Source organism: Corallococcus sp. 4LFB (assembly GCF_046520365.1).
GTDB lineage: Bacteria > Myxococcota > Myxococcia > Myxococcales > Myxococcaceae > Corallococcus > Corallococcus caeni.
The window spans coordinates 1-20,184 of sequence record NZ_JBKGHJ010000095.1 but is presented as its reverse complement, the minus strand read 5'-3'; the positions used below and the strand labels follow the sequence as shown (position 1 = coordinate 20,184).

The following is a 20,184-nucleotide window of genomic DNA, read 5'->3' as shown; positions in this document are numbered from 1 at the left end:
CGGCAGCCCCGAGTGCCGCCGCGCGGCCTCCATCAGGGCGTTGTGGTGGCGGTACCTCGCCTCCACGAGCTTGTGGATGAGCAGCGGCCCCCCGGGCACGCGGCGCGCGGTGAGCGCCTGGGTGGCCTTGCGCACCGGGTAGCGCACGCGGCGGATCTGCACGCGCCAGCCCTTGGGGGTGAAGGTGAAGACGCCGTAGGCGGGGCGCAGGTCGCCGTCGCGGGGAATCCCCGCGCTGGCCACGTCCGCGATGAGCATCCGGCCCACTCGCCGCCGGTAGGGGAAGTGCAGGTGCCCGAAGGCGCACGCGGCCGCGTCCAGGTGCGTGAAGAAGCGGCGCACCGCGTGGTCGTCCAGCGTGGGGTCCAGCGACTCTTCCAGGTTGCGCGGGTTCGCGTGGCAGATGAACAGGTCCTGCCCCTTGCGCGGCGTGTAGCGCAGGGAGAAGGGCATCTGTCCCAGCTGCTGGAGCAGCGTGTCGCCCAGCTGGTCGCGCGTCCAGCGCAACAGCTCCGTCTTCCAGTGGTCCCGCTCGCGGTACGCGCCGCCCAGGTAGTTGCCGGCGAGGTACGCGTCCGTGTTGCCCATGATGAGCGCGTGGCAGCGGCTGAAGAGCAGCTCCACCGTCTCGCGCGGGTGGGCACCGCGCAGCGCCAGGTCTCCGGCCGCGACGATGTAATCCGGCGCCACCGATTTGGTGATGTCGTCCAGCACGGCCTCGCAGGCCGGAAGGTTTCCGTGAATGTCCGCGAGGATGGCGACCCGCATGGCCGCCCCCATCCTAGCCCGTCGCAGCCGTCGGGCCAGCCGCCGAGGGTAGAAAAATGACAAAGGTACTGCCCGCGTTCGGCTGGCTCTCCACCTTCACCTCGCCGTCCATCGCGCCCATCAGGTGCTTCACGATGGAAAGGCCCAGTCCCGTCCCACCCATGTCCCGGCTGCGACCCTTGTCCACCCGGTAGAATCGCTCGAAAATCCGGGAAAGATGCTTGGGCTCGATTCCCACGCCTGTGTCGCGCACGCGCACGACGCACCGGCCGCCCTCGTACGCTCCGTCCACGTCCACCCGGCCGCCCGCGGGCGTGTACTTCACCGCGTTGTCGAGCAGGTTGAGGAGCACCTGCTCGATGGCCCGCCCATCCCCCAGCGCCACCAGTCCTGGCGGCACGTGCAACCCGATTTGCTGGTTCTTGCCCTCGGCCTTGGGGCGCACGCCTTCGGCGGCGCGGGAGACGGCCAGGGCCAGGGGCACCTCCGTGCGCTGGAAGGTCATCTCGCGCGCCTCCAGGCGGGAGAGCTCCAGCAGGTCCTCCACCAGCTCGGAGAGGCGCTCGGACTGGCGGTGGATGATCTCCACCATCTTCGGGGCCACCTGGGTGTCCTGGAGCGCGCCGCCCTGGAGCGTCTCCGCGTAGCCGCGGATGGCGGTGATGGGCGTGCGCAGCTCGTGGGAGACGTTGGCCACGAAGTCCTTGCGCACCTTCTCCAGCCGGCGCAGCTCCGTGACGTCGTGGAAGACGGCGGCGCTGCCGGGCAGGTCGCGCCCCACGGGCGTCACGCGCACGGCCAGCGTGCGGGAGTACAGCCCCTCGAGCGTCAGCTCCAGCCGCGTGGAGGCGCCTTCATGGCAGGCGCGGGCCACCGCGTCGTTGAGGGCTTCATTGCGGATGAGCGCGAGCGGCCGCTGGCCCACGATGGCGCCGCGCGCGGGCCGGAGCATCTCCGCGAGCGCGTCGTTGTGGCGCACCACGGTGCCCTCCGCGTCCGTCACCCAGAGCCCCTCAGCCATTCCGTCCAGCACGGCGGTGAGGATGCGCGCCTCCTGGTTGAGGGCGGCGGCGCGCATGGACAGCTGGTCGTCCAGCGTGTCGATGGCGTCCTCCAGCTGCGCCAGGTCGTCGGTGCGCTCCAGGCCCTTGGGCGGCGCCACGTCCACGCCCGCGGCCAGCGACTGCGTCTTCTGGGTCAGCGCGCGAAGCTGGCGCTCCATGGCCACGCGGCTCGTGCCCAGCGCCAGCGCGGAGCCCGCCAGCGTGACGAGCCCCGCGGCGAGCGCGCCGGCCGGGTGGCCGAAAAGCACGAGCAGCGTCGCGACCAGGAGGGGGGGAACCAGCAGCGCCAGGAGCGTGAAGCGCAGGGGCATGACGGCCTCACGGAGGGCTGAGCTTGTAGCCCACGCCGCGCACGGTCTCGATGATGTCGCCCGCGGGCCCCAGCTTCTCGCGCAGGCGCTTGATGTGCGTGTCCACGGTGCGCGTGTGGATTTCAGCCTGGATGCCCCAGACGTCGGACAGCAGCACCTCGCGCGTCTGCACGCGGTCGCTGCGCTCCAGCAGCGTGCGCAGCAGGCGGAACTCCAGCGCGGTGAGGATGATCTCCTCGCCCTTCACCCGCACCTGGTGGCGGGACGTGTCCAGGCTGATGTCGCCCGCGGCCAGCACCGCGGCGGGACCCTCCTCCGCGTCCGCGCGGCGCAGCACGGCCTTCACGCGCAGCAGCAGCTCGCGCACGGAGAAGGGCTTCACCACGTAGTCGTCCGCGCCCAGCTCCAGGCCCTGGATGCGGTCCGCCTCCTGTCCCTTGGCGCTGACGATGACGACGGCGGCCTTCTTCAGCTCCGAATCGCTCTTGAGCATGCGCAGGACCTCACCGCCCGCGACGTCCGGCAGCATCAGGTCCAGCAGCACCAGGTCCGGAGGGTGGGCCCGGGCCCGGGCAAGCCCGCCCGCGCCGGTGTTCGCCGTGTCCGTCTCGAAGCCCGCCGCGCGGAGGTTGTAGTCGACGAGTCCGGCCAGGTCCTGCTCGTCCTCGATGATGAGGATGCGCGCCATGAAGGGTGCTCCCGCGAAGGGATGGAATGCGTGGCGTCCCGTAACAGATTCGTTCCGCCGCGCTCGGGACAACCATGTGACATCCACGCGCCATGCCCGCCCGCCTCCCGAGCGGGGCGCCAGCGCCCGGGGCTCAGCGCGGAAACACCGGGTCGCAGGCCTGGAAGGTCAGCTCGATGGGGGCGGCCACCAGGGTCGCGTTGGTGCCGGAGTTCACCTCGCGCAGGTAGTTGCAGGAGCTGCCCAGGAAGCGCGTCGGCGTGTCGGCCGTCAGCGCTTCAATGACGAGCGCGTAGTCGCGGCCCACCGGCACGTCCACCGCGAGCCCCATGGCCGCGCCGCCGGGGGCGGAGGGGAAGCGCAGCGTGCGCCCCGTGTTGCCGTCCGCGTCCTTCAGCTCCAGCAGGTCGCCGGGGTCCACCTGCGTGGCCAGACAGGTGCGCTGCAGCTCCGTGCAGTTGCGCTTCGCGCCGTCCTTCAGCACCACCACCTGGTAGGCGCCCACCTGGCTCGCGACGGCGCGGCTGAGCGTGACCTCCAGTCCCAGGGGCAGGGCCCCCGGCGCCGCGTCCGGCCCGCAGCCGCAGAGGAGGGTCAGCATCAACAAGGGGGCGTGTCTCATGGCGCTCATGGCGCGGCGTCCTCCACGCGGATGGTGATGGGCACCCGGCCGCGCTCCTCCGACGAGGACAGGGCCACCACCCCGGCCGTGCCGCCAATGGCCACCGCGCCCACGGCCACCCAGAGCCAGGGGCTCTTGTACCAGGGGCGGCTGGAGCCCTCCGTCAGGGCCGTGGCGGGCGCGGTCCGCGACGCCACCTGGAAGAGGAGGGGATGGAACGGGTCCCCGCGGCCGGCGAGCCGCCGCTCGGCCGCGTCCACGACCTCGAAGTAGTACTCCACTTCATAGGGCGTGCTCTCCACGGGCAGCTCGTACGAGGGCAGCACGGCGGTGTAGCGCTCCGGCCGGGCGCGGTCGCGCACGAAGTCCACCGACGAGAAGCCCTGCGCCCCCGCGCGCCGGTAGAACAGCCGCGCCCGCGCACCCAGCGCCATGTCCCGGAGGGTGGCGTCCACCTCGACGCGCTCGCCCGGCGCCGGGTCCGGGATGGGGTCCACCTGCAGGGTGACGGGGTGGACGCGGCGGTGGCGCAGGTCCTCCTTCAGCTTCGCGAAGAGGTCGCGGACCTTCGGCGGCGCGGAGCGGGGCAGCTCGAAGTCCGGCCGGGCCTGGAGCAGCTTCTCGTACGCGCCGCGCGCCAGGGCCTCGTCGCCCAGGTAGAGGGCGGTGAGCCCCTGCAGGCGGTAGAGCTCCACCAGCTCGTCGTCCGTGACGTCGGGCGCGTCCAGCCCACCCCGCACCACGTCCAGGGCCTCCTGGAAGCGGCCGGCCTCCAGCAGGCGCTTCGCCGCGTCGATGGCGGGGCTCGTCGGGCCGAGCTGGAAGAGGAGGGCGGACGGGGGAAGGGGCGCACGGGCCTGCGCCGGCAGGGCGAGCACCAGCCCGAGCCCCCAGACACAGAGTGCGCCCCGCGAACGTCGGGCGGGGAAGCGCATCAGATGGAAAGCTACCAGAGCGGTGTTGAGGGGATCCACGCGGCGCGGCGCGGTAGTCCAACCCGGCGTGTTGACTGACGGGGGGAGTCCCTCTATGTTGCGCGCCCTTTTGCCGGGAAGCCTTGTAGATGGTCGTAAAGATTGAACAAATCAAAGAAGCGGGGCTGAAGCTCGATGAGCCCATCGCTCCAGGGGTCCTCAAGGAGGCCCTGGAAGGCCAGGCGTCCGGTGAGGGCACCGGCTTCCAGGCGACCGCTCCGTCGACGCTCCAGGCCACCCTGCGCAAGGTCAGTGGCGGCGTGCTGCTGACGGGCGGCTTCACGGTCCACGTGGGCGCGCCCTGCAAGCGCTGCCTCGCGGACGTGAAGCTGGACCTCCCCGTGTCCTTCATCATCAACCTGGTGCCGGAGTCCCTGGCCCGGGGCGATGACTTCAAGGACGACGACGAGAAGGCCATGGAGAAGAAGGAACGCACCCAGGGTGAATCCGGGGGCACCTTCGCGCTGGGCGAGGCGGACGAGCAGGTTTTCGATGGGAAGACGATCGATCTGGATCCGATCATCCGGGAACAGGTATTGCTCGCGCTCCCGATGAACGCGGTCTGTCGGGAAGACTGCCAGGGGCTCTGCTCGCAGTGCGGCCAGAACCTCAATGAGAAGAAGTGCGGCTGCGAGACGAAGGTCGTGGACCCTCGGCTGTCGCCGCTGAAGAACATCAAGTTGAACTGACGGTCCCTATGCCCCTCGCAAGGCGCGAGGGGGGACGGGTCCGATGCCGAGGTGAGCCGTGGGAGTTCCCAAGAAGCGGACGTCGAAGATGCGCCGGGACCGTCGTCGGGCCGGCAACAACAACCTGCGGACCCCCGTCCAGGTCATCAAGTGCTCCAAGTGCAAGGAGCCCGTGATGCCGCACCGCGCCTGCGCGGCCTGTGGCAACTACGGTGGCCGTGAGGTCATCGCGACCGCCGCGGAGTAGTTGAGAGCGGAAGGCTGCCGGTGCGGCTCGTCCTCGACGCGATGGGTGGCGACCACGCCCCCGACGCCGTCGTGGAAGGGGGCGTGCTGTTCGCGCGAGCGTTTCCCGGGCACGAACTCGTGCTGGTCGGGGACGCCACGCGTGTACGCCCCGTCCTGGAGCGCGCCGCGCGCCCGCCAACGTGCATCTCCACCACGCGTCCGAAGTGGTGGAGATGGACGACCCCGCCACCGCTGCGTTCCGGCGCAAGCGGGACTCCTCGCTCCGGGTGGGCTTCGAGCTCGTCCGGCAAGGGGAGGCGTCCGCCCTCGTGTCGGCGGGCAACTCTGGCGCGGTGATGGCCGGTGGCATGTTGACGCTCGGCCGGATCCCCGGCGTGGAGCGTCCGGCCATCGCGGCCCTGTTCCCGGCCCTCAAGGGCGAAGGCCGCTGCCTGCTCCTGGACGCGGGCGCCAACGTGGACTGCCGCCCCTCGCACCTGGCCCAGTTCGCCGTGCTCGGCGAGGCGTACTCGCGCACGCGCCTGGGCGTGAAGCGCCCCCGGGTGGCGGTGCTCTCCAACGGCGAGGAGGAGTCCAAGGGCACGCAGCTCACGCGCGACGCGTGCGCCCTCCTGCGCCGCTCGGACCTGGAGTTCGTGGGCTACGTGGAGGGCAAGGACCTGTTCTCCGGCGACGTGGAGGTCGTCGTGACGGACGGCTTCACCGGCAACATCGTCCTCAAGACCTCTGAAGGCGTGGGCATGGGCATCACCGGCCTCCTGCGCTCCGCCATCGAGAAGCGCGGCGGCCTGCCGGAGAAGCTGGGCGCGCTGCTCCTCAAGCCCACCCTGGCGGGGCTGCGCCGCGTCATGGACTACGCCGAATATGGCGGCGCGCCGCTCCTGGGCCTCCAGGGCGTGGGCATCGTCGCGCACGGCCGCTCCTCCCCCCGCGCCATCCACAACGCGCTCGTCACCACGCTGCAGCACGTGCGCGCGGGCGTGCAGGAAGAGTTGACGCGCTGCATTGCCAACGCCGCCGCCTGGCTCCCTCCCCACCAGCGGGGAAGGAAGGCGGACGGGGGCGAAGGCGCCGATTAGAGCGCGCGGGCCGGGCGTTGGACTCCGACGACTTCCGGAGGCCTCTTGGCACGCACGCACATCATCGGAACCGGCTCCTATGCCCCCGCGCAGGTCCTGACCAACCACGACCTGGAGCGCCTGGTCGACACGAGCGACGCGTGGATCCGCGAGCGCACCGGCATCCAGGAGCGCAGGCAGGCCGCCCCGGATGAGGCGACGAGCGACCTGGCGGTGCAGGCCTCGCGCAACGCGCTGGAGATGGCGGGCGTGGCCCCCGGCGACCTGGACCTCATCGTCGTGGGCACCGTCACCCCGGACATGCCCATGCCGTCGTGCGCCGCGCTGGTGCAGGCGAAGCTGGGCGCGAAGCGCGCCTTCGCCTTCGACGTGTCCGCCGCGTGCGCTGGAGGGCTGTACGCGCTGAGCGTGGCGGATCAATTCGTGCGCTCCGGCCAGGTGAAGCGCGCGCTCGTCGTGGGCGCGGACCTGCTCACCCGCGCGGTGGACTGGACGGACCGCAACACCTGCGTCCTCTTCGGGGACGGCGCGGGCGCCCTGGTGCTGGGCGCGGAGCCGGACGCGGAGGGCGACGCCATGGCGCCGCGCGGCATCCTCTCCACCCACCTGCGCACCGACGGCGAGCTCGCGAACCTGCTCTGCATCCCCGCCGGCGGCTCCCGCACCCCCGTCACCGCGGACAACGTGGATGCAAATCTTCACAAGCTCAAGATGAACGGGAAGGAAGTGTTCCGCTTCGCGGTGCGCGCGCTGGTGGAGTCCACCCAGGCCTCGTTGGGCGTCCACGGGATGACTACGACGCAGGTGGACCACGTCATCGCCCATCAGGCGAACCTGCGAATCCTGGAAGCCGTGATGGAACGGCTGGAGATTCCCAAGGAAAAATGCTGGCTCAACCTGCACAAGTACGGCAACACGTCGTCCGCCTCGCTGCCCATGTCGCTGGACGAGGCGCAGCGCGCTGGCCGCCTCAAGCGCGGAGACATCATCGCGATGATGGCCATTGGCGCGGGGATGGCGTGGGGCAGCGCGGTGGTGCGCTGGTAGGCAGGACGACACAAGGAAGGACCGCAACATGGCGAAGGTCGCGTTCGTGTTTCCCGGGCAGGGCAGTCAGGCCGTGGGGATGGGCAAGGACCTCTACGAGCAGTTCCCCGAAGCGCGAGCCGTCTTCGACGCCGTGGACGACGCGCTGCACGAGAAGCTCTCCACCACCTGCTTCGAGGGCCCGGAAGAGGCGCTGAAGCTCACCGCCACCACCCAGCCGGCCATCCTCACGGTGTCGGCCGCGGTGCACGCGGTGTTCCAGAAGCGGGGACCTGCCCCCGCGTTCGTCGCGGGCCACTCGCTGGGCGAGTACTCCGCGCTGGTGGCCGCGGGCGCGATGGACCTCCAGGACGCGGTGCGGGCGTGCGCGCGCGCGGCACGTTCATGCAGGAGGCGGTGCCCGTGGGCACGGGCGGCATGGCGGTGGTGCTGGGCCTCACCCCGGACGCGGTGAAGGCCGCCTGCGACGCGCGGCGGAGGGCCAGGTCGTCTCACCCGCGAACTACAACTCCCCCGAGCAGACGGTCATCGCGGGCCACGCGGCCGCGGTGGAGCGCGCGGGCGCGAAGTGCAAGGAGGCCGGGGCCAAGCGCGTGATGCCGCTGCCCGTCTCCGCGCCCTTCCACTGCGCGCTGATGGACCCCGTGAAGCCCCGCCTGGCGGAGGTGCTGGCGGGCATGCGCATCCAGGCGCCGTCCGTGCCGGTGGTGAGCAACGTGGAGGCCAGGCCCAACGCGGACGCCTCGCGGGTGGTGCCGCTGCTGCTGGAGCAGGTGAGCGCGCCGGTGCGCTGGATTGAGTGCGTGGAGTCGCTCAAGGCCAACGGCGTCACGCACGTGGTGGAGCTGGGGCCGGGCAAGGTGCTGGGCGGCCTCATCAAGCGCATCACCAAGGACATCGAGTCGTTCAACGTCGAGAACGCCGCGACCCTGGAGAAGGTGCTCGCCGCGCTGGGGGCAGCATGAGCGAGGGCTTCAAGGACAAGGTGGTGCTGGTGACGGGCGGCTCGCGCGGCATCGGCCGGGCGTGCGCGCTGGCCTTCGCGAAGGCGGGCGCGTCCACCGTGGTCATCAGCTACGTGGGCAACGAGGCCGCCGCGCAGGAGACGGTGGCCCTGCTGCAGCAGGCGGGCGCGAAGGCGGAGGCCGTGCGCTTCGACCTGGCGGACACCGCAGCGTGCGCGGGCGCCATCGACGGCGTCGTCAAGACGCACGGCCGGCTGGACGTGCTGGTGAACAACGCGGGCATGGCCATTGACGGCCTGGTCATGCGCGTCAAGGACGACGACTGGGACCGGCAGCTGGACACCAACCTCCGGGGCGCCTTCGCGCTCATCCGCGCCGCCAGCCGGCCCATGATGAAGCAGCGGGCCGGTGCCATCATCAACATCACCTCGGTCGTGGGGGAGATGGGCAACCCGGGGCAGGCCGCCTACTCGGCCGCCAAGGCGGGGCTTATCGGCCTGACGAAGTCGGTGGCCCGGGAATTGGCCAGCCGGAGCATCCGCGTCAATGCCGTATCCCCCGGTTTCATCGGGACGGACATGACCTCCCACCTCGACGACGAGCTGCGGCAGAAGATGGTGGGCGGCATCGCGCTGGGCCGCCTGGGCAACCCGGAGGAGGTCGCCGGGGCCGTGTTGTTCCTCGCGAGTGATGCGGCGTCCTACATCACCGGCGAGGTCCTGAGGGTCAACGGCGGCATGTACATGTAAGCCAAGGTTGGATTGCCGCCGGGCGTGGGATATACCGCGCCCGCCTTGAAGACGACCCGCGAGACAAACGGCGGGTCCCATCTGGAGCTGGAGGGTTCTGCACGTATGTCCAACGCAACCGACGTGGAAGCCAAGATCAAGTCCATCATCGCCGACCAGCTCGGGGTGGGTGAGGATGAGATCAAGCCTGAGTCGTCCTTCATCGAGGACCTGGGCGCGGACAGCCTCGACATCGTCGAGCTGGTGATGGCGATGGAGGAGGAGTTCGAGGTCGAGATCCCGGACGACGAGGCGGAGAACATCAAGACCGTCGGCGACGCCGTGAACTACGTGAAGACCCACAAGAAGTAGGCAGTCGCGACACCCGGGAGTGTCGGGGCCTCAGGGGAGCGTCCTTCACCGGCGCTCCGCGCCCCATCGCGGTCAGCGGAGAAGAACAGTGTCAAACCGTCGAGTCGTCATCACCGGCACCGGCATCATTTCAGCGCTGGGCACCGGCACCGAGAAGAACTGGCAGGCGATGCTGGCCGGGCAGTCCGGCATCAGCACGATCACCCGTTTCGATCTGGGGAAGCTCGACGCGCGCATCGCGGGCGAGGTGAAGGACTTCCAGCCCGAGCAGTTCATCGACAGGCGCGAAGTGCGCCGGATGGACCTGTTCGCCCAGTACGCGATGGCCGCGGCCGACATGGCGGTGAAGGAGTCCGGCCTGCCCATCGGCCCGGACGCGCCCCATGGCTACCAGCCGGAGCGCGTGGGCGTCATCGTGGGCTCCGGCATCGGGGGCATCTCCTCCCTGGAGGAGCAGCACCGCAAGGGGCTGGAGAAGGGGTTCGACCGGCTGTCGCCCTTCTTCATCATCCAGATGATCATCAACATGGCGCCTGGGCTCATCTCCATGCGCTACAACTGCAAGGGCCCCAACTGGTCCCCGGTGTCGGCGTGCGCCACCAGCGCGCACGCCATCGGCGAGGCCTGGAAGTCCATCCGCCTGGGTGAGACGGACGCGGCCATCGCGGGCGGCGCGGAAGCGGCCATTACGCCCCTGGGCATGGGCGGCTTCTCCGTGATGAAGGCCCTGTCCACGCGCAACGACGACCCGGCGGGCGCCAGCCGTCCCTTCGACAAGGAGCGCGACGGCTTCGTGATGGGCGAGGGCGCGGGCATCGTCGTGCTGGAGGAGATGGAGGCCGCGAAGAAGCGCGGCGCCAACATCCTGGCGGAGGTGGTGGGGTACGGCGCCAACTCGGACGCGTACCACGTCACCCAGCCGGCCCCGGAGGGCGAGGGCGCGGCGCGCTGCATGCGCCTGGCCCTGGCGTCCGCGGGCATGCGGCCGGACGAGGTGGGCTACGTCAACGCCCACGGCACGTCCACGCCGTTCAACGACGCCAACGAGACCAAGGCCCTCAAGGCCGTGTTCGGCGACCACGCGCGCAAGCTGGCGGTGTCGTCCACCAAGTCCATGACGGGCCACATGCTCGGCGCGGCGGGTGGCGCGGAGGCGGTGGTGAGCGTGCAGGTGCTCACCAAGAACGTGCTGCCGCCCACCATCAACATGACGTCGCCGGACCCCGACTGCGACCTGGACTACGTGCCCAACACGGCGCGCGAGGCCCGCGTCGACGCGGTGATGAGCAACTCGTTCGGCTTTGGCGGCACCAACGCGGTGCTCGTCTTCAAGCGCTTCACCTGACGGCCTTCCGGCCCGCTGCTCCCTGAAAAGGAGCGGCGGGCAGGGGCCCTCCTTCCTGGCCCCGCCCTCAAGGCGCGGGCCCCGCCTTCCGGAGTCCGGCCGTGAAAGTCATCCTCGCCTCCGACCATGCGGGCATCGAGCTGCGCCAGGAGCTGGTGGCGCTCCTGAAGGAGCGCGGCACCGACTTCCAGGACCTGGGCCCCCAGACGCGCGAGTCCGTGGACTACCCGGACTTCGCCTCGCAGGTGGCCCGCGCGGTGGGGGCGGAGGCCGGCACGCTGGGCGTGCTGGTGTGCGGCACCGGCATCGGGATGAGCATCGTGGCCAACAAGCACCGGGGCGTCCGCGCGGCCCTGTGCACCACGGAGTTCGAGGCGCGGATGACCCGCGCGCACAACGACGCCAACGTGCTGTGCCTGGGCCAGCGCGTGGTGGGCGCGGGCGTCGCGCGCGGCATCCTGGAGGCCTTCCTCTCCACCGCCTTCGAGGGCGGCCGCCACGAGAAGCGCGTCCAGAAGATTCGCGACGTCGAGGCCCAGCAGCGCTGACGGGCCGTCGAGGCGTCCCTTCGCAGTCCCCTTCGTTCGCACGCCAGGAGGCAACCCCCATGGAGAACACCCGCACGCTGTCCCAGGTGGATCCTGAAATCGCCCAGGTGCTCCGGCACGAGACGGAGCGTCAGGAAGAGGGGCTGGAGCTCATCGCCTCGGAGAACTTCGTCAGCCCCGCGGTGATGGAGGCGGTGGGCTCCGTGCTCACCAACAAGTACGCGGAAGGCTACCCCGGCAAGCGCTACTACGGCGGCTGCGAGGTGGTGGACGTGGCGGAGAACCTGGCCATCGCGCGCGCGAAGGAGCTGTTCGGCGCGGACGCGGTGAACGTGCAGGCGCACTCCGGCAGCCAGGCCAACATGGGCGCCTTCATGGCGCTGATGAAGCCGGGCGACACCATGCTGTCGCTGGACTTGAACTCCGGCGGCCACCTCACCCACGGCGCGTCGTTCAACTTCTCCGGCAAGCTCTACAAGGTCGTCCACTACGGCCTGTCGCGCGACACGGAGACCATCGACTTCGCGCAGGTGGAGTCGCTGGCCCTGGAGCACAAGCCCAAGGTGCTGGTGGTGGGCGCGAGCGCGTACCCGCGCACGCTCGACTTCGCGAAGTTCCGGGAGATCGCCGACAAGGTGGGCGCCGCCATGCTGGTGGACATGGCCCACATCGCGGGCCTGGTGGCCGCGGGCGTGCACCCGTCGCCGGTGCCCTTCGCTGAAATCGTCACCACCACCACGCACAAGACGCTGCGCGGCCCGCGTGGCGGCATGGTGCTGTCGCGCGAGGCCTTCGCGAAGACCATCAACAGCCAGATCTTCCCCGGCATCCAGGGCGGCCCGCTGATGCACGCCATCGCGGGCAAGGCGGTGGCCTTCAAGGAAGCGCTGACGCCGGAGTTCAAGGCCTACCAGAAGCAGATTGTCGCCAACGCGCAGGCGCTGGCGGAGGCGCTGAAGAGCGCGGGGCTGCGGCTGTGCTCGGGCGGCACGGACAACCACCTGATGCTGGTGGACCTGCGCGCCAAGAAGCTCACCGGCAAGGTGGCCGAGGACGTGCTGGGCAAGGCGGGCATCACGGTCAACAAGAACATGATCCCCTTCGACCCGGAGAAGCCCACGACGACCTCCGGCGTCCGGGTGGGCACCCCGGCCATCACCACGCGCGGCATGCGCGAGGCGGAGATGGCGGTGGTGGGCCGGCTCATCGGGCAGGCGCTGGACGCCGCGCAGGACGACGCGGCGCTCGCGCGGGTCAAGGGGCAGGTCAAGGAGCTGGCGCAGGGCTTCCCGCTGTACGCCTCGCGGTTGAAGTAAGCCGCCCGTGCGCTGCCCCTTCTGTCAGGACCCGGAGAACAAGGTCATCGACTCGCGCGAGTCGCACGAGGGCTCCGTCATCCGGCGGCGCCGCGAGTGCCTGGCCTGCAAGCGCCGCTTCACCACGTACGAGCGGGTGGAGGAGCTCTACCCGCTCATCGTGAAGAAGGACGGCCGGCGCGAGGCCTTCGACCGCGAGAAGATGCTCAACGGCCTGAAGAAGGCGTGTGAGAAGCGCCCGGTGTCCGCCGCGCAGCTGGAGGCGACGGTGGAGGACATCGAGCGGATGCTCCAGGGGATGGGTGAGAAGGAGGTGCCCTCCTCATCCATTGGCGAGCACGTGATGCGGCGGTTACAGCAGCTGGACGAAGTGGCCTACGTGCGCTTCGCGTCCGTGTACCGCAGCTTCCGGGACATCTCCGAGTTCATGCACGAGCTGAAGGACCTGCTCGAGGACCAGGAGCGTGAGCGCAAGGCGAAGCCGCCTGTGACTCCGCCCAAGGACGGTTAGGAAGGGCGGTATGCGCTTGCTCACGCGGTCACGGTTGCAGGCGGTGAAGACGCCCCGCTCCAAGCGCGCGGCGGACTTCGACCACGCGGTGGCCGAGTTCTTCATGCGCATCGCGCTGGAGGAGGCCGCCAAGGGGCTGGGCCGCACCAGCCCCAACCCCGTCGTGGGGGCGGTGCTGGTGAAGGGCGGGCGCATCATCGCGCGCGGCCACCACAAGAAGGCCGGCACGGCGCACGCGGAAGTCGTGGCGCTGGAGGCCGCGGGCTCCAAGGCGCGCGGCGCGGACCTCTACACGACGCTGGAGCCGTGCGACCACTACGGGCGCACCCCGCCGTGCAGCCTGGCGGTGCTGGAGGCCGGCGTGCGGCGCGTGTTCAGCGCGTCGTCGGACCCCAACCCGCTCGTCTCCGGCAAGGGCCTCAACCGGCTCAAGCGCGGCGGCGTGGCGGTGGTGACGCACGTCCTCAAGGACGAGGCGGACGCGCTCAACCGGCCCTTCTTCAAGATGATGCGCACGGGCCTGCCCTGGGTGACGCTCAAGGCCGCCGTGACGCTGGACGGGAAGCTCGCCGCGCCGTCGGGTGACTCGCGCTGGGTGACGGGCGAGGCGTCGCGCGCGTGGGTGCACCGGCTGCGCGACCAGGTGGACGCCATCCTCGTGGGTGCCAACACCGTGCGCATGGACGACCCGCAGCTGACGACGCGGCTGCCCGGCGGCGGGGGCAAGGACCCCGTGCGCGTGGTGGTGGACTCGCACCTCAAGCTGTCCCCGGGCCACACCGTCTTCAACCTGCGCAGCCCCGCGCGCACCGTGGTGGCCACGCTGGAGGACCCGGAGGGCCGCCGCGCCCGGCGCTTCCTGGCCCAGGGCGTGGAGGTGTGGAACGTGCGCGCGAAGCAGGACCGCGTGGACCTGAAGGCCGTCCTGAAGCGCGTGAAGAAGGAGGGCCTCAACCACGTGCTCGTGGAGGGCGGCGCGGGCCTGTACGGCACGCTGCTGCGCGAGCACCTGGCGGATGCGCTCGCCCTGTTCCTCGCCCCCAAGCTGGTGGGGGCGGGGGGCCTGTCGTGGGCGGGCGAGCTGGGCGTGAAGGACATGGCCCACGCCCTGGCCGTGAAGGACCTGACGATGGAGAAGGTGGGGGACGACGTCCTCCTGCGCGCCCTGCTCTGACAGGCCAGCGTCCCGCCGGGGCTTTCGTTATAAGTCCCGGTCATGTTCACCGGCCTCATCCAGGACACTGGCACCATCACCCGCGTCACCTCCGGCGCGATGACCGACTTCTGGATTCGCACCTCGCTGGGCGCGGAGGCCTTCGCCCTGGGCGAATCCATCGCCGTGGACGGCGCGTGCCTCACGGTGGTGGAGAAGGGCGGGGACACCTTCCGCGTGCAGGCGGCCCCGGAGACGCTGCGGCGCACCACCCTGGGGGCCCGGCGCACGGGCGACCGGGTGAACCTGGAGCGGGCGCTCGCCCTGGGAGACCGGCTGGGCGGGCACCTGGTGTCGGGCCACGTGGACGCCGTCAGCGAAGTGCTGGAGACGTTCGCGGAGGGCGGCTCGTGGGTGATGGTGTTCCGGCTGCCCCCGGAGCTGGCGCCCTGCTTCATCGAGAAGGGCTCCGTCACCATCGACGGCATCAGCCTCACGGTGAACGCGGTGGATGCCAGCACCTTCCGGGTGCAGCTGATTCCGGAGACGCAGGCGCGCACCACGCTCCACGGCAAGGGCCCCGGGGCCCAGGTGAACCTGGAGGGGGACCTGATTGGGAAGTACGTGGCCCGGCTGTATGCCCTCCGGGGCGCCCCCGAGGCGGCCGGCCAGGGAGCGGGCCTGACGGAGGCGGTGGTGCGGGCGGCGGGTTTCACCCCTCGCGGCTAGGGGCTCGGGTGGTGTAAGGAGCGCGCCATGCCTCGCTATTTCGAAGGGGATTTCCTCCCCCCCCAGGGCCGGTTCGCCATCTGCGTGTCCCGGTTCAACAGCTTCATCACGGAGGAGCTCTTGAAGGGCGCCGTGGACACCCTGGTACGCCATGGCGTGAAGGACGACGCCATCGACGTGTACCGCTGCCCCGGCACCTACGAGCTGCCGGGCGTCACCCGCCGCGTGTCGGAGAGCGGTCAGTACGCGGGCATCATCGTCCTGGGCGCGGTGATTCGCGGCGGCACCCCCCACTTCGACTACGTGGCGGGCGAGTGCGCCAAGGGCATTGGTTCGGTGGCGTTCAGCGCGGCGGCCGGCCCGAAGCCGGCGTCGGTGACGTTCGGCGTCCTGACGTGCGATACCGTCGAGCAGGCCATCGACCGGGCGGGCGTGAAGGCGGGCAACAAGGGCGCGGAGGCCGCCGTGGCCTGCATCGAGATGGTCAACCTCTTCGCTCGCATGCCGGGCGCTGAGCGAAAGGGATAACCGCGATGGGCGCGCGCAGAACGGCACGGGAGCGGGCGCTGCAGGCGCTCTACCAGTTGGAGATGACCCAGGGCGCCACCACGCGGGAGGCCCTGGACTCCGCCTGGGCCGCCTCCGCGGAGGACGGCAAGCCGGAGCCGGACGCGGTGAAGTTCGCCAAGGAGCTGGTGGAGGGCGTGGAGGTGAACCGCGACGAAATCGACGCGCTCATCGAACGCCACAGCCACAACTGGCGCCTGGACCGCATGTCCCGCATCGACCGGAACGTGCTCCGCCTGGGCATCTTCGAATTGAAGTACCGCCCGGACATCCCCCGCAAGGTGACCATCAACGAGGCGGTGGAGCTGGGGAAGAACTTCGGCACCGAGGAGTCGAGCGCCTTCGTCAACGGCCTGTTGGACCGCGTCGCGGTGGCGCTCGGGAAGCCGTGAGCCAGACGCAGACCCTGGACGTGGGCCTGGAGGGCCTGGACGCGCTGAACGGGGTGGACGCCCTCTGCCTCTTCGTGGCCGAGGACGACCGCCCCCTGCCGTCCTCCGCCGGCTACGTGGACTGGCGGCTGTGCGGCGCCCTGTCCCGCGTGCTCCAGGGCGGCTTCTTCACCGGCGTGAAGGACGACTGGCTCCTGCTGCCGTCGGACGGGAAGCTGACCGTGCCGCGCATCTTCGTGGTGGGGCTGGGCTCCCGGAAGCGCCTGGACGCGGCCTCGCTGGGGGAGGCCCTGGCGGGCGCGGCCAAGGTCTTGAGCCGCGCGAAGGTGGAGGCGGTGGCCCTGGAGGTCCCCCAGGGGGCTGGCTTGAGTGACGCGGCCCGCGCGGAGGCGTACCAGCGGCAGTTCCTGCCCGCGTTCAAGGGGGGACGGGTGTCCCTCCTCGCGGACAAGGGGCTTGTCGGATCGCTGTCATCCCGGAAGGGCTGACGCGCAGCGTCCGGGCGGGGGTTCTGCTAGCATCCGGGCCCTGAGGCGCGCGCGATGAAGTTCAAGGTGTTGATCGTCGAGGACTCCAAGGTGTCGCGCGAGCACATCGCCGCGACCGTGGAGGCCGTGGACGGCGTCGAGGCCGTCACCACCGCCAGCGGCTTCGAGGCGCTGAAGCTGCTGCCCCGCCAGCGCTTCGACCTCATCATCACCGACATCAACATGCCCGACATCAACGGGCTGGAGCTCATCAACTTCGTCAAGAAGAACCCCAACTACCGGGACGTGCCGCTCATCATCGTCACCACCGAGGGGCGTGAGCAGGACCGCTCGCGGGGCATGGCGCTGGGCGCGGCCGGCTACCTGGTGAAGCCGTTCCAGCCGGAGGACCTGGAGGCGCTCCTGCGGCGCTTCCTGAAGCCGCTGTGACGCCTGGAGGCAAGGCGCTGGCGGAGTTCGTCGCCGAGGCCACGGAAATCCTGGATGCGCTGGGCCGCGACCTGCTGGCGCTGGACGAGGCGCGCGGGCAGGAGGCGGACCCGGAGCACCTCAACGGCATCTTCCGCGCGGCGCACTCGCTCAAGGGGCTGTCCGGCCTCTTCGGCCAGGAGCGCATCAGCCAGCTGGCGCACGCGGCGGAGGACCTGCTGGACCGGCTGCGGCTGGGCCGGCTGACGCTGGACGACGGCGTCCTGGACACGCTGGTGGACGCGCTGGACACCTTCCAGGCGCTGCTCGGGGAGGCGTCCCGCAGCGAGGAGGGCCAGGAGCTCACCCAGCGCACCCGGGCCATGGAGGACCGGATGGCGCGGCTGGGCTCGCCTCCGCCCGCCGTGGAAGAGGATCCGCTGGAGCGGCTGGAGCTGGACGCGACCGTGCGCGCCGTCTTCACCGAGTACGAGGAGCACCGGCTGCGCGAGAACGTGCGGCGCGGGGTGGCCCTGTGGCGGGTGCGCGCGGCGTTCGACCTCACGGACTTCGACCAGGGGCTCGCGGACCTGAACGCGCGCCTCAAGCCCCTGGGCGAGGTCATCAGCACGCTGCCCTCGTCGCGGCCGGGCGGCGCCAACGGCATCGCGTTCGACCTCATCTTCGGCGCGAAGGTCGGCGCGCGGGCGCTGGAGGACGGCCTCCGGGGCACGCCCGCGGAGCTGGCGCCGCTGTCCGTGCGCCAGCCGGGGGAGGGTGCGGCGGGGCCCGCGTCCGACGTACCTCCGCCGGCTCCCCGACGTGAAGAGGCCGACGCGGAGGTCCTGCTCGCGGACACCGACGAGGAGGACTCCGACGAGGACTCCGAGCCGCCCGTGACGTCCACCAGCCTCGCGACCGTGCCGGCGATTCCGGGGGGAGCCCTCCGCGCATGCGGGCGGTGTCGCCTCCGCCCACGGTGGTCGGGCTCCAGGCCGCCGCGTCCGCGCCATCCCCGCGGGCCGCCCCAAGCCGGAAGAGACGTCCCTGCGCTCGCTCACGCAGACGGTGCGCGTGGACATCGGGCGGCTGGACGGGCTCATCAACATGGTGGGTGAGCTGCTGCTCATCAAGGCGAACCTCCAGCGGCTGGCGGAGACGTCGCGGCAGGACGGGACGGTCGCGCTGTCCAAGCTCTTCGGCCAGGAGCTGTCGCGAGAGACGCGGCAGCTGGAGCGCAAGCTGGAGGCGCTCCAGGAGGGGCTGCTCGAAGCGCGCATGGTCCCGGTGGGCCAGGTCTTCGACAAGCTGGCGCGGCTGGTGCGCAAGATCGCCCGCGAGGCCGGCAAGGAGATCGACTTCGTCAGCTCCGGCGGCGAGGTGGAGCTGGACAAGCTCATCGTCGAGGAGCTCAGCGACCCGCTGATGCACCTCATCCGCAACGCCATCGACCATGGCGCGGAGGGGCCGGAGGCGCGGCTCGGTGCGGGCAAGCCCCGGCGCGCGGTGGTGCGGCTGCGCGCGGAGCAGAAGGGCAACCACGTCGTCATCAGCGTGTCCGACGACGGCTCCGGCATCGACGAGGTGCGCGTGCGCGAGGTGGCGCTCGCGCGCGGGCTCGTCACCCCGTCGCAGGTCAGCGAGATGACGCGGCGCGAGCTGCTCAACCTCATCTTCCTGCCGGGCTTCTCCACGCGCTCCAGCGTCAGCTCGCTCTCCGGACGGGGCGTGGGCCTGGACGTGGTGAAGAACAACCTGGGCAACCTCTCCGGCATCATCGACGTGTGGAGCGAGCGCGGGAAGGGCACGGCCTTCCACCTGACGCTGCCGGTGACGCTGGCCATCGTGCGCGCGCTGGTGGTGGGCGTCAGCGGCCGCACCTACGCGGTGCCGCTCAACAGCGTGCTGGAAATCCTCTCCGTGCAGCCGAGCGACATCCGCACCGTGGAGCGCCGCGAGGTGCTGGACCTGCGCGGCCAGACGCTGCCGTTCCTGCGGCTGGGGCGCCTGTTCCACCTGCCGGAGCGCGAGGTGAACCGCCACTTCGTCGTCGTGGTGGGCTTGGCGCAGCAGCGGCTGGGCATCGCGGTGGACGAGCTGTTCGGCCAGCAGGACATCGTCACCAAGCCCCTGGGCGGCCGCCTGAGCCGCGTGAAGGGCATCTCTGGCGCCACCGACCTGGGCAACCGGCGCACCGTCCTGGTGCTGGATGTCGCGGAACTCCTGGAAGAGGGCATCGCGCACGAGCGGCGCCGCGCTTGAGGCGCCCGCGCCGGGGGCTGCTATCCTCCCGGCCGTGTCCCGTTTCGAAGCCCTGCTCGACGCGTTCTTCTACCGCCCGGACGAGGACGTCGGCGGCCTGCTGGACTTCGCCGCGGGCAGTGACGACCTGGCGCCGCCGCTCCTGGAGGAGGAGCCGGTCGAGTACCTCGCCTTCCGCCTGGAATCCGAGTGCTACGCGGTGCCCATCCTCGCGGTGAGGGAGATCTGCAAGGTGCCGCTGCTCACGGAGATTCCGCGCGCGGAGCCGCACCTCTTGGGCGTGATGAACCTGCGCGGGGAGCTGCTGCCCGTCTACGACGTGAAGCTGCGGCTGCGGCTGGCGGAGGCGCCCCCGCTGGTGGCGGGGCGGACGCGGGCCTGCCGCCCCGGGCCGCGCGCATCCTCGTGCTCAAGATGGACGACGGGCCGCGGGCGTGTGGGTGGACTCGGTGGCGGGCGTGGTGCGGCTCAAGCCGTCCATGGTGGAGCTGTCGCCCGCGGGGCTGCGCGGGGACCGCGACTGCGTGGCGGGGCTGGGGCGCAAGGGCTCGCAGCTCTACATCCTGTTGGATCCGGAGCAGGCGCTCGCCCCATGACGGACCCCGTGAACCTGCTGACCCGCCGCCCGCGCGGCGACGCGCCCGGCGACGCGCCGGTGGCCGAAGCGGAGGTGCAGCTGTGCGCCTTCTTCGTGGGCAACGAGGAGTACGTGCTGGACATCATGCGCGTGGAGGAGATCCTCCCGCCCCAGCGCGTGATTCCCATTCCGCACGCGCCCGCCTTCGTGGAGGGCGTGCTGCACCTGCGCGGCGCGATGCTCCCGGTGGTGGACCTGCGGCGGCGCCTGCTGGGCCAGCCCGCGCAGGAGACGCGGCGCACGCGGATGCTCGTGTGCCGGCTGGGCGCGCG

At 71.0% G+C, this 20,184-nt stretch carries 21 protein-coding genes and 3 pseudogenes; 19 read left to right on the top strand and 5 right to left on the bottom strand.

Going from position 1 to position 20,184, the window contains the following annotated elements; all coding sequences use genetic code 11:
• From ACLEQD_RS13150 to ACLEQD_RS13130, 5 genes are all read right to left on the bottom strand, one after another.
• The coding region (locus ACLEQD_RS13150; RefSeq protein WP_410384048.1) for a metallophosphoesterase family protein at positions 1-768 on the bottom strand (768 nt) is incomplete at its 3' end.
• Positions 769-781: 13 nt separating this feature from the next.
• A complete protein-coding gene (locus tag ACLEQD_RS13145) occupies positions 782-2,143 on the bottom strand; it encodes a sensor histidine kinase (protein ID WP_338282447.1) in 1,362 nt (453 codons plus the stop codon).
• A 7-nt stretch (positions 2,144-2,150) separates the two neighbouring features.
• Positions 2,151-2,831, bottom strand: coding sequence for a winged helix-turn-helix domain-containing protein (locus ACLEQD_RS13140; RefSeq protein WP_171417531.1), 681 nt, complete (start codon positions 2,829-2,831; stop codon positions 2,151-2,153).
• Positions 2,832-2,964: 133 nt separating this feature from the next.
• On the bottom strand, positions 2,965-3,462 hold the full coding sequence (locus ACLEQD_RS13135) for a hypothetical protein (protein WP_410384045.1): 498 nt from the start codon (positions 3,460-3,462) through the stop codon (positions 2,965-2,967).
• Entirely contained in the window at positions 3,459-4,388 is a 930-nt protein-coding gene (locus ACLEQD_RS13130) for a hypothetical protein (protein WP_410384043.1), read from the bottom strand. The genes ACLEQD_RS13135 and ACLEQD_RS13130 overlap by 4 nt, the downstream gene beginning before the upstream one ends.
• Before the next feature lie 128 nt (positions 4,389-4,516).
• Between ACLEQD_RS13130 and ACLEQD_RS13125 the strand changes: the two genes are divergently transcribed.
• The 19 genes and pseudogenes from ACLEQD_RS13125 to ACLEQD_RS13035 all read left to right on the top strand — a co-directional run.
• Positions 4,517-5,116: a YceD family protein gene (locus tag ACLEQD_RS13125; protein WP_410384041.1), complete on the top strand. Its 600-nt coding sequence runs from the start codon at positions 4,517-4,519 to the stop codon at positions 5,114-5,116.
• A 58-nt stretch (positions 5,117-5,174) separates the two neighbouring features.
• Positions 5,175-5,363, top strand: coding sequence for a 50S ribosomal protein L32 (rpmF, locus tag ACLEQD_RS13120; protein WP_014395447.1), 189 nt, complete (start codon positions 5,175-5,177; stop codon positions 5,361-5,363).
• 20 nt (positions 5,364-5,383) lie between these two features.
• Positions 5,384-6,444: pseudogene (plsX, locus tag ACLEQD_RS13115) on the top strand (phosphate acyltransferase PlsX).
• A 45-nt stretch (positions 6,445-6,489) separates the two neighbouring features.
• A complete protein-coding gene (locus tag ACLEQD_RS13110) occupies positions 6,490-7,491 on the top strand; it encodes a beta-ketoacyl-ACP synthase III (RefSeq protein WP_410384038.1) in 1,002 nt (333 codons plus the stop codon).
• A gap of 28 nt (positions 7,492-7,519) precedes the next feature.
• A pseudogene (gene fabD / locus ACLEQD_RS13105) lies at positions 7,520-8,456 on the top strand (ACP S-malonyltransferase).
• Positions 8,453-9,205: a 3-oxoacyl-[acyl-carrier-protein] reductase gene (gene fabG / locus ACLEQD_RS13100; protein WP_410384037.1), complete on the top strand. Its 753-nt coding sequence runs from the start codon at positions 8,453-8,455 to the stop codon at positions 9,203-9,205. Before fabD ends, fabG begins: the two are co-directional and overlap by 4 nt.
• A gap of 105 nt (positions 9,206-9,310) precedes the next feature.
• Entirely contained in the window at positions 9,311-9,556 is a 246-nt protein-coding gene (gene acpP, locus ACLEQD_RS13095) for an acyl carrier protein (RefSeq protein WP_120604160.1), read from the top strand.
• Positions 9,557-9,644: 88 nt separating this feature from the next.
• Complete coding sequence (gene fabF, locus ACLEQD_RS13090) at positions 9,645-10,901, top strand: beta-ketoacyl-ACP synthase II (RefSeq protein ID WP_410384035.1); 1,257 nt, start codon at positions 9,645-9,647, stop codon at positions 10,899-10,901.
• A 101-nt stretch (positions 10,902-11,002) separates the two neighbouring features.
• On the top strand, positions 11,003-11,449 hold the full coding sequence (gene rpiB, locus ACLEQD_RS13085) for a ribose 5-phosphate isomerase B (protein WP_410384033.1): 447 nt from the start codon (positions 11,003-11,005) through the stop codon (positions 11,447-11,449).
• 59 nt (positions 11,450-11,508) lie between these two features.
• Positions 11,509-12,765, top strand: a complete 1,257-nt coding sequence (glyA, locus tag ACLEQD_RS13080; protein ID WP_120525334.1) for a serine hydroxymethyltransferase — start codon at positions 11,509-11,511, stop codon at positions 12,763-12,765.
• Between the two features lie 7 nt (positions 12,766-12,772).
• Positions 12,773-13,276 carry a transcriptional regulator NrdR gene (gene nrdR / locus ACLEQD_RS13075; RefSeq protein WP_120556172.1) on the top strand — a complete coding sequence of 168 codons (504 nt, stop codon included), beginning with the start codon at positions 12,773-12,775 and terminating at the stop codon, positions 13,274-13,276.
• Between the two features lie 10 nt (positions 13,277-13,286).
• Entirely contained in the window at positions 13,287-14,450 is a 1,164-nt protein-coding gene (ribD, locus tag ACLEQD_RS13070; RefSeq protein WP_410384032.1) for a bifunctional diaminohydroxyphosphoribosylaminopyrimidine deaminase/5-amino-6-(5-phosphoribosylamino)uracil reductase RibD, read from the top strand.
• Between the two features lie 42 nt (positions 14,451-14,492).
• Positions 14,493-15,158: a riboflavin synthase gene (locus tag ACLEQD_RS13065; RefSeq protein WP_410384030.1), complete on the top strand. Its 666-nt coding sequence runs from the start codon at positions 14,493-14,495 to the stop codon at positions 15,156-15,158.
• A gap of 27 nt (positions 15,159-15,185) precedes the next feature.
• On the top strand, positions 15,186-15,686 hold the full coding sequence (gene ribE, locus ACLEQD_RS13060; RefSeq protein WP_171418610.1) for a 6,7-dimethyl-8-ribityllumazine synthase: 501 nt from the start codon (positions 15,186-15,188) through the stop codon (positions 15,684-15,686).
• Between the two features lie 5 nt (positions 15,687-15,691).
• On the top strand, positions 15,692-16,117 hold the full coding sequence (gene nusB / locus ACLEQD_RS13055; protein ID WP_338270415.1) for a transcription antitermination factor NusB: 426 nt from the start codon (positions 15,692-15,694) through the stop codon (positions 16,115-16,117).
• Positions 16,114-16,605: a M17 family peptidase N-terminal domain-containing protein gene (locus ACLEQD_RS13050; protein WP_410384028.1), complete on the top strand. Its 492-nt coding sequence runs from the start codon at positions 16,114-16,116 to the stop codon at positions 16,603-16,605. Before nusB ends, ACLEQD_RS13050 begins: the two co-directional genes overlap by 4 nt.
• 54 nt (positions 16,606-16,659) lie before the next feature.
• A complete protein-coding gene (locus tag ACLEQD_RS13045) occupies positions 16,660-17,034 on the top strand; it encodes a response regulator (protein ID WP_120525327.1) in 375 nt (124 codons plus the stop codon).
• A pseudogene (locus tag ACLEQD_RS13040) lies at positions 17,031-19,275 on the top strand (chemotaxis protein CheA). Before ACLEQD_RS13045 ends, ACLEQD_RS13040 begins: the two are co-directional and overlap by 4 nt.
• Positions 19,276-19,309: 34 nt before the next feature.
• Positions 19,310-20,184, top strand: an 875-nt coding sequence (locus tag ACLEQD_RS13035) for a chemotaxis protein CheW (RefSeq protein ID WP_410384026.1), incomplete at its 3' end; no start/stop codon positions are given.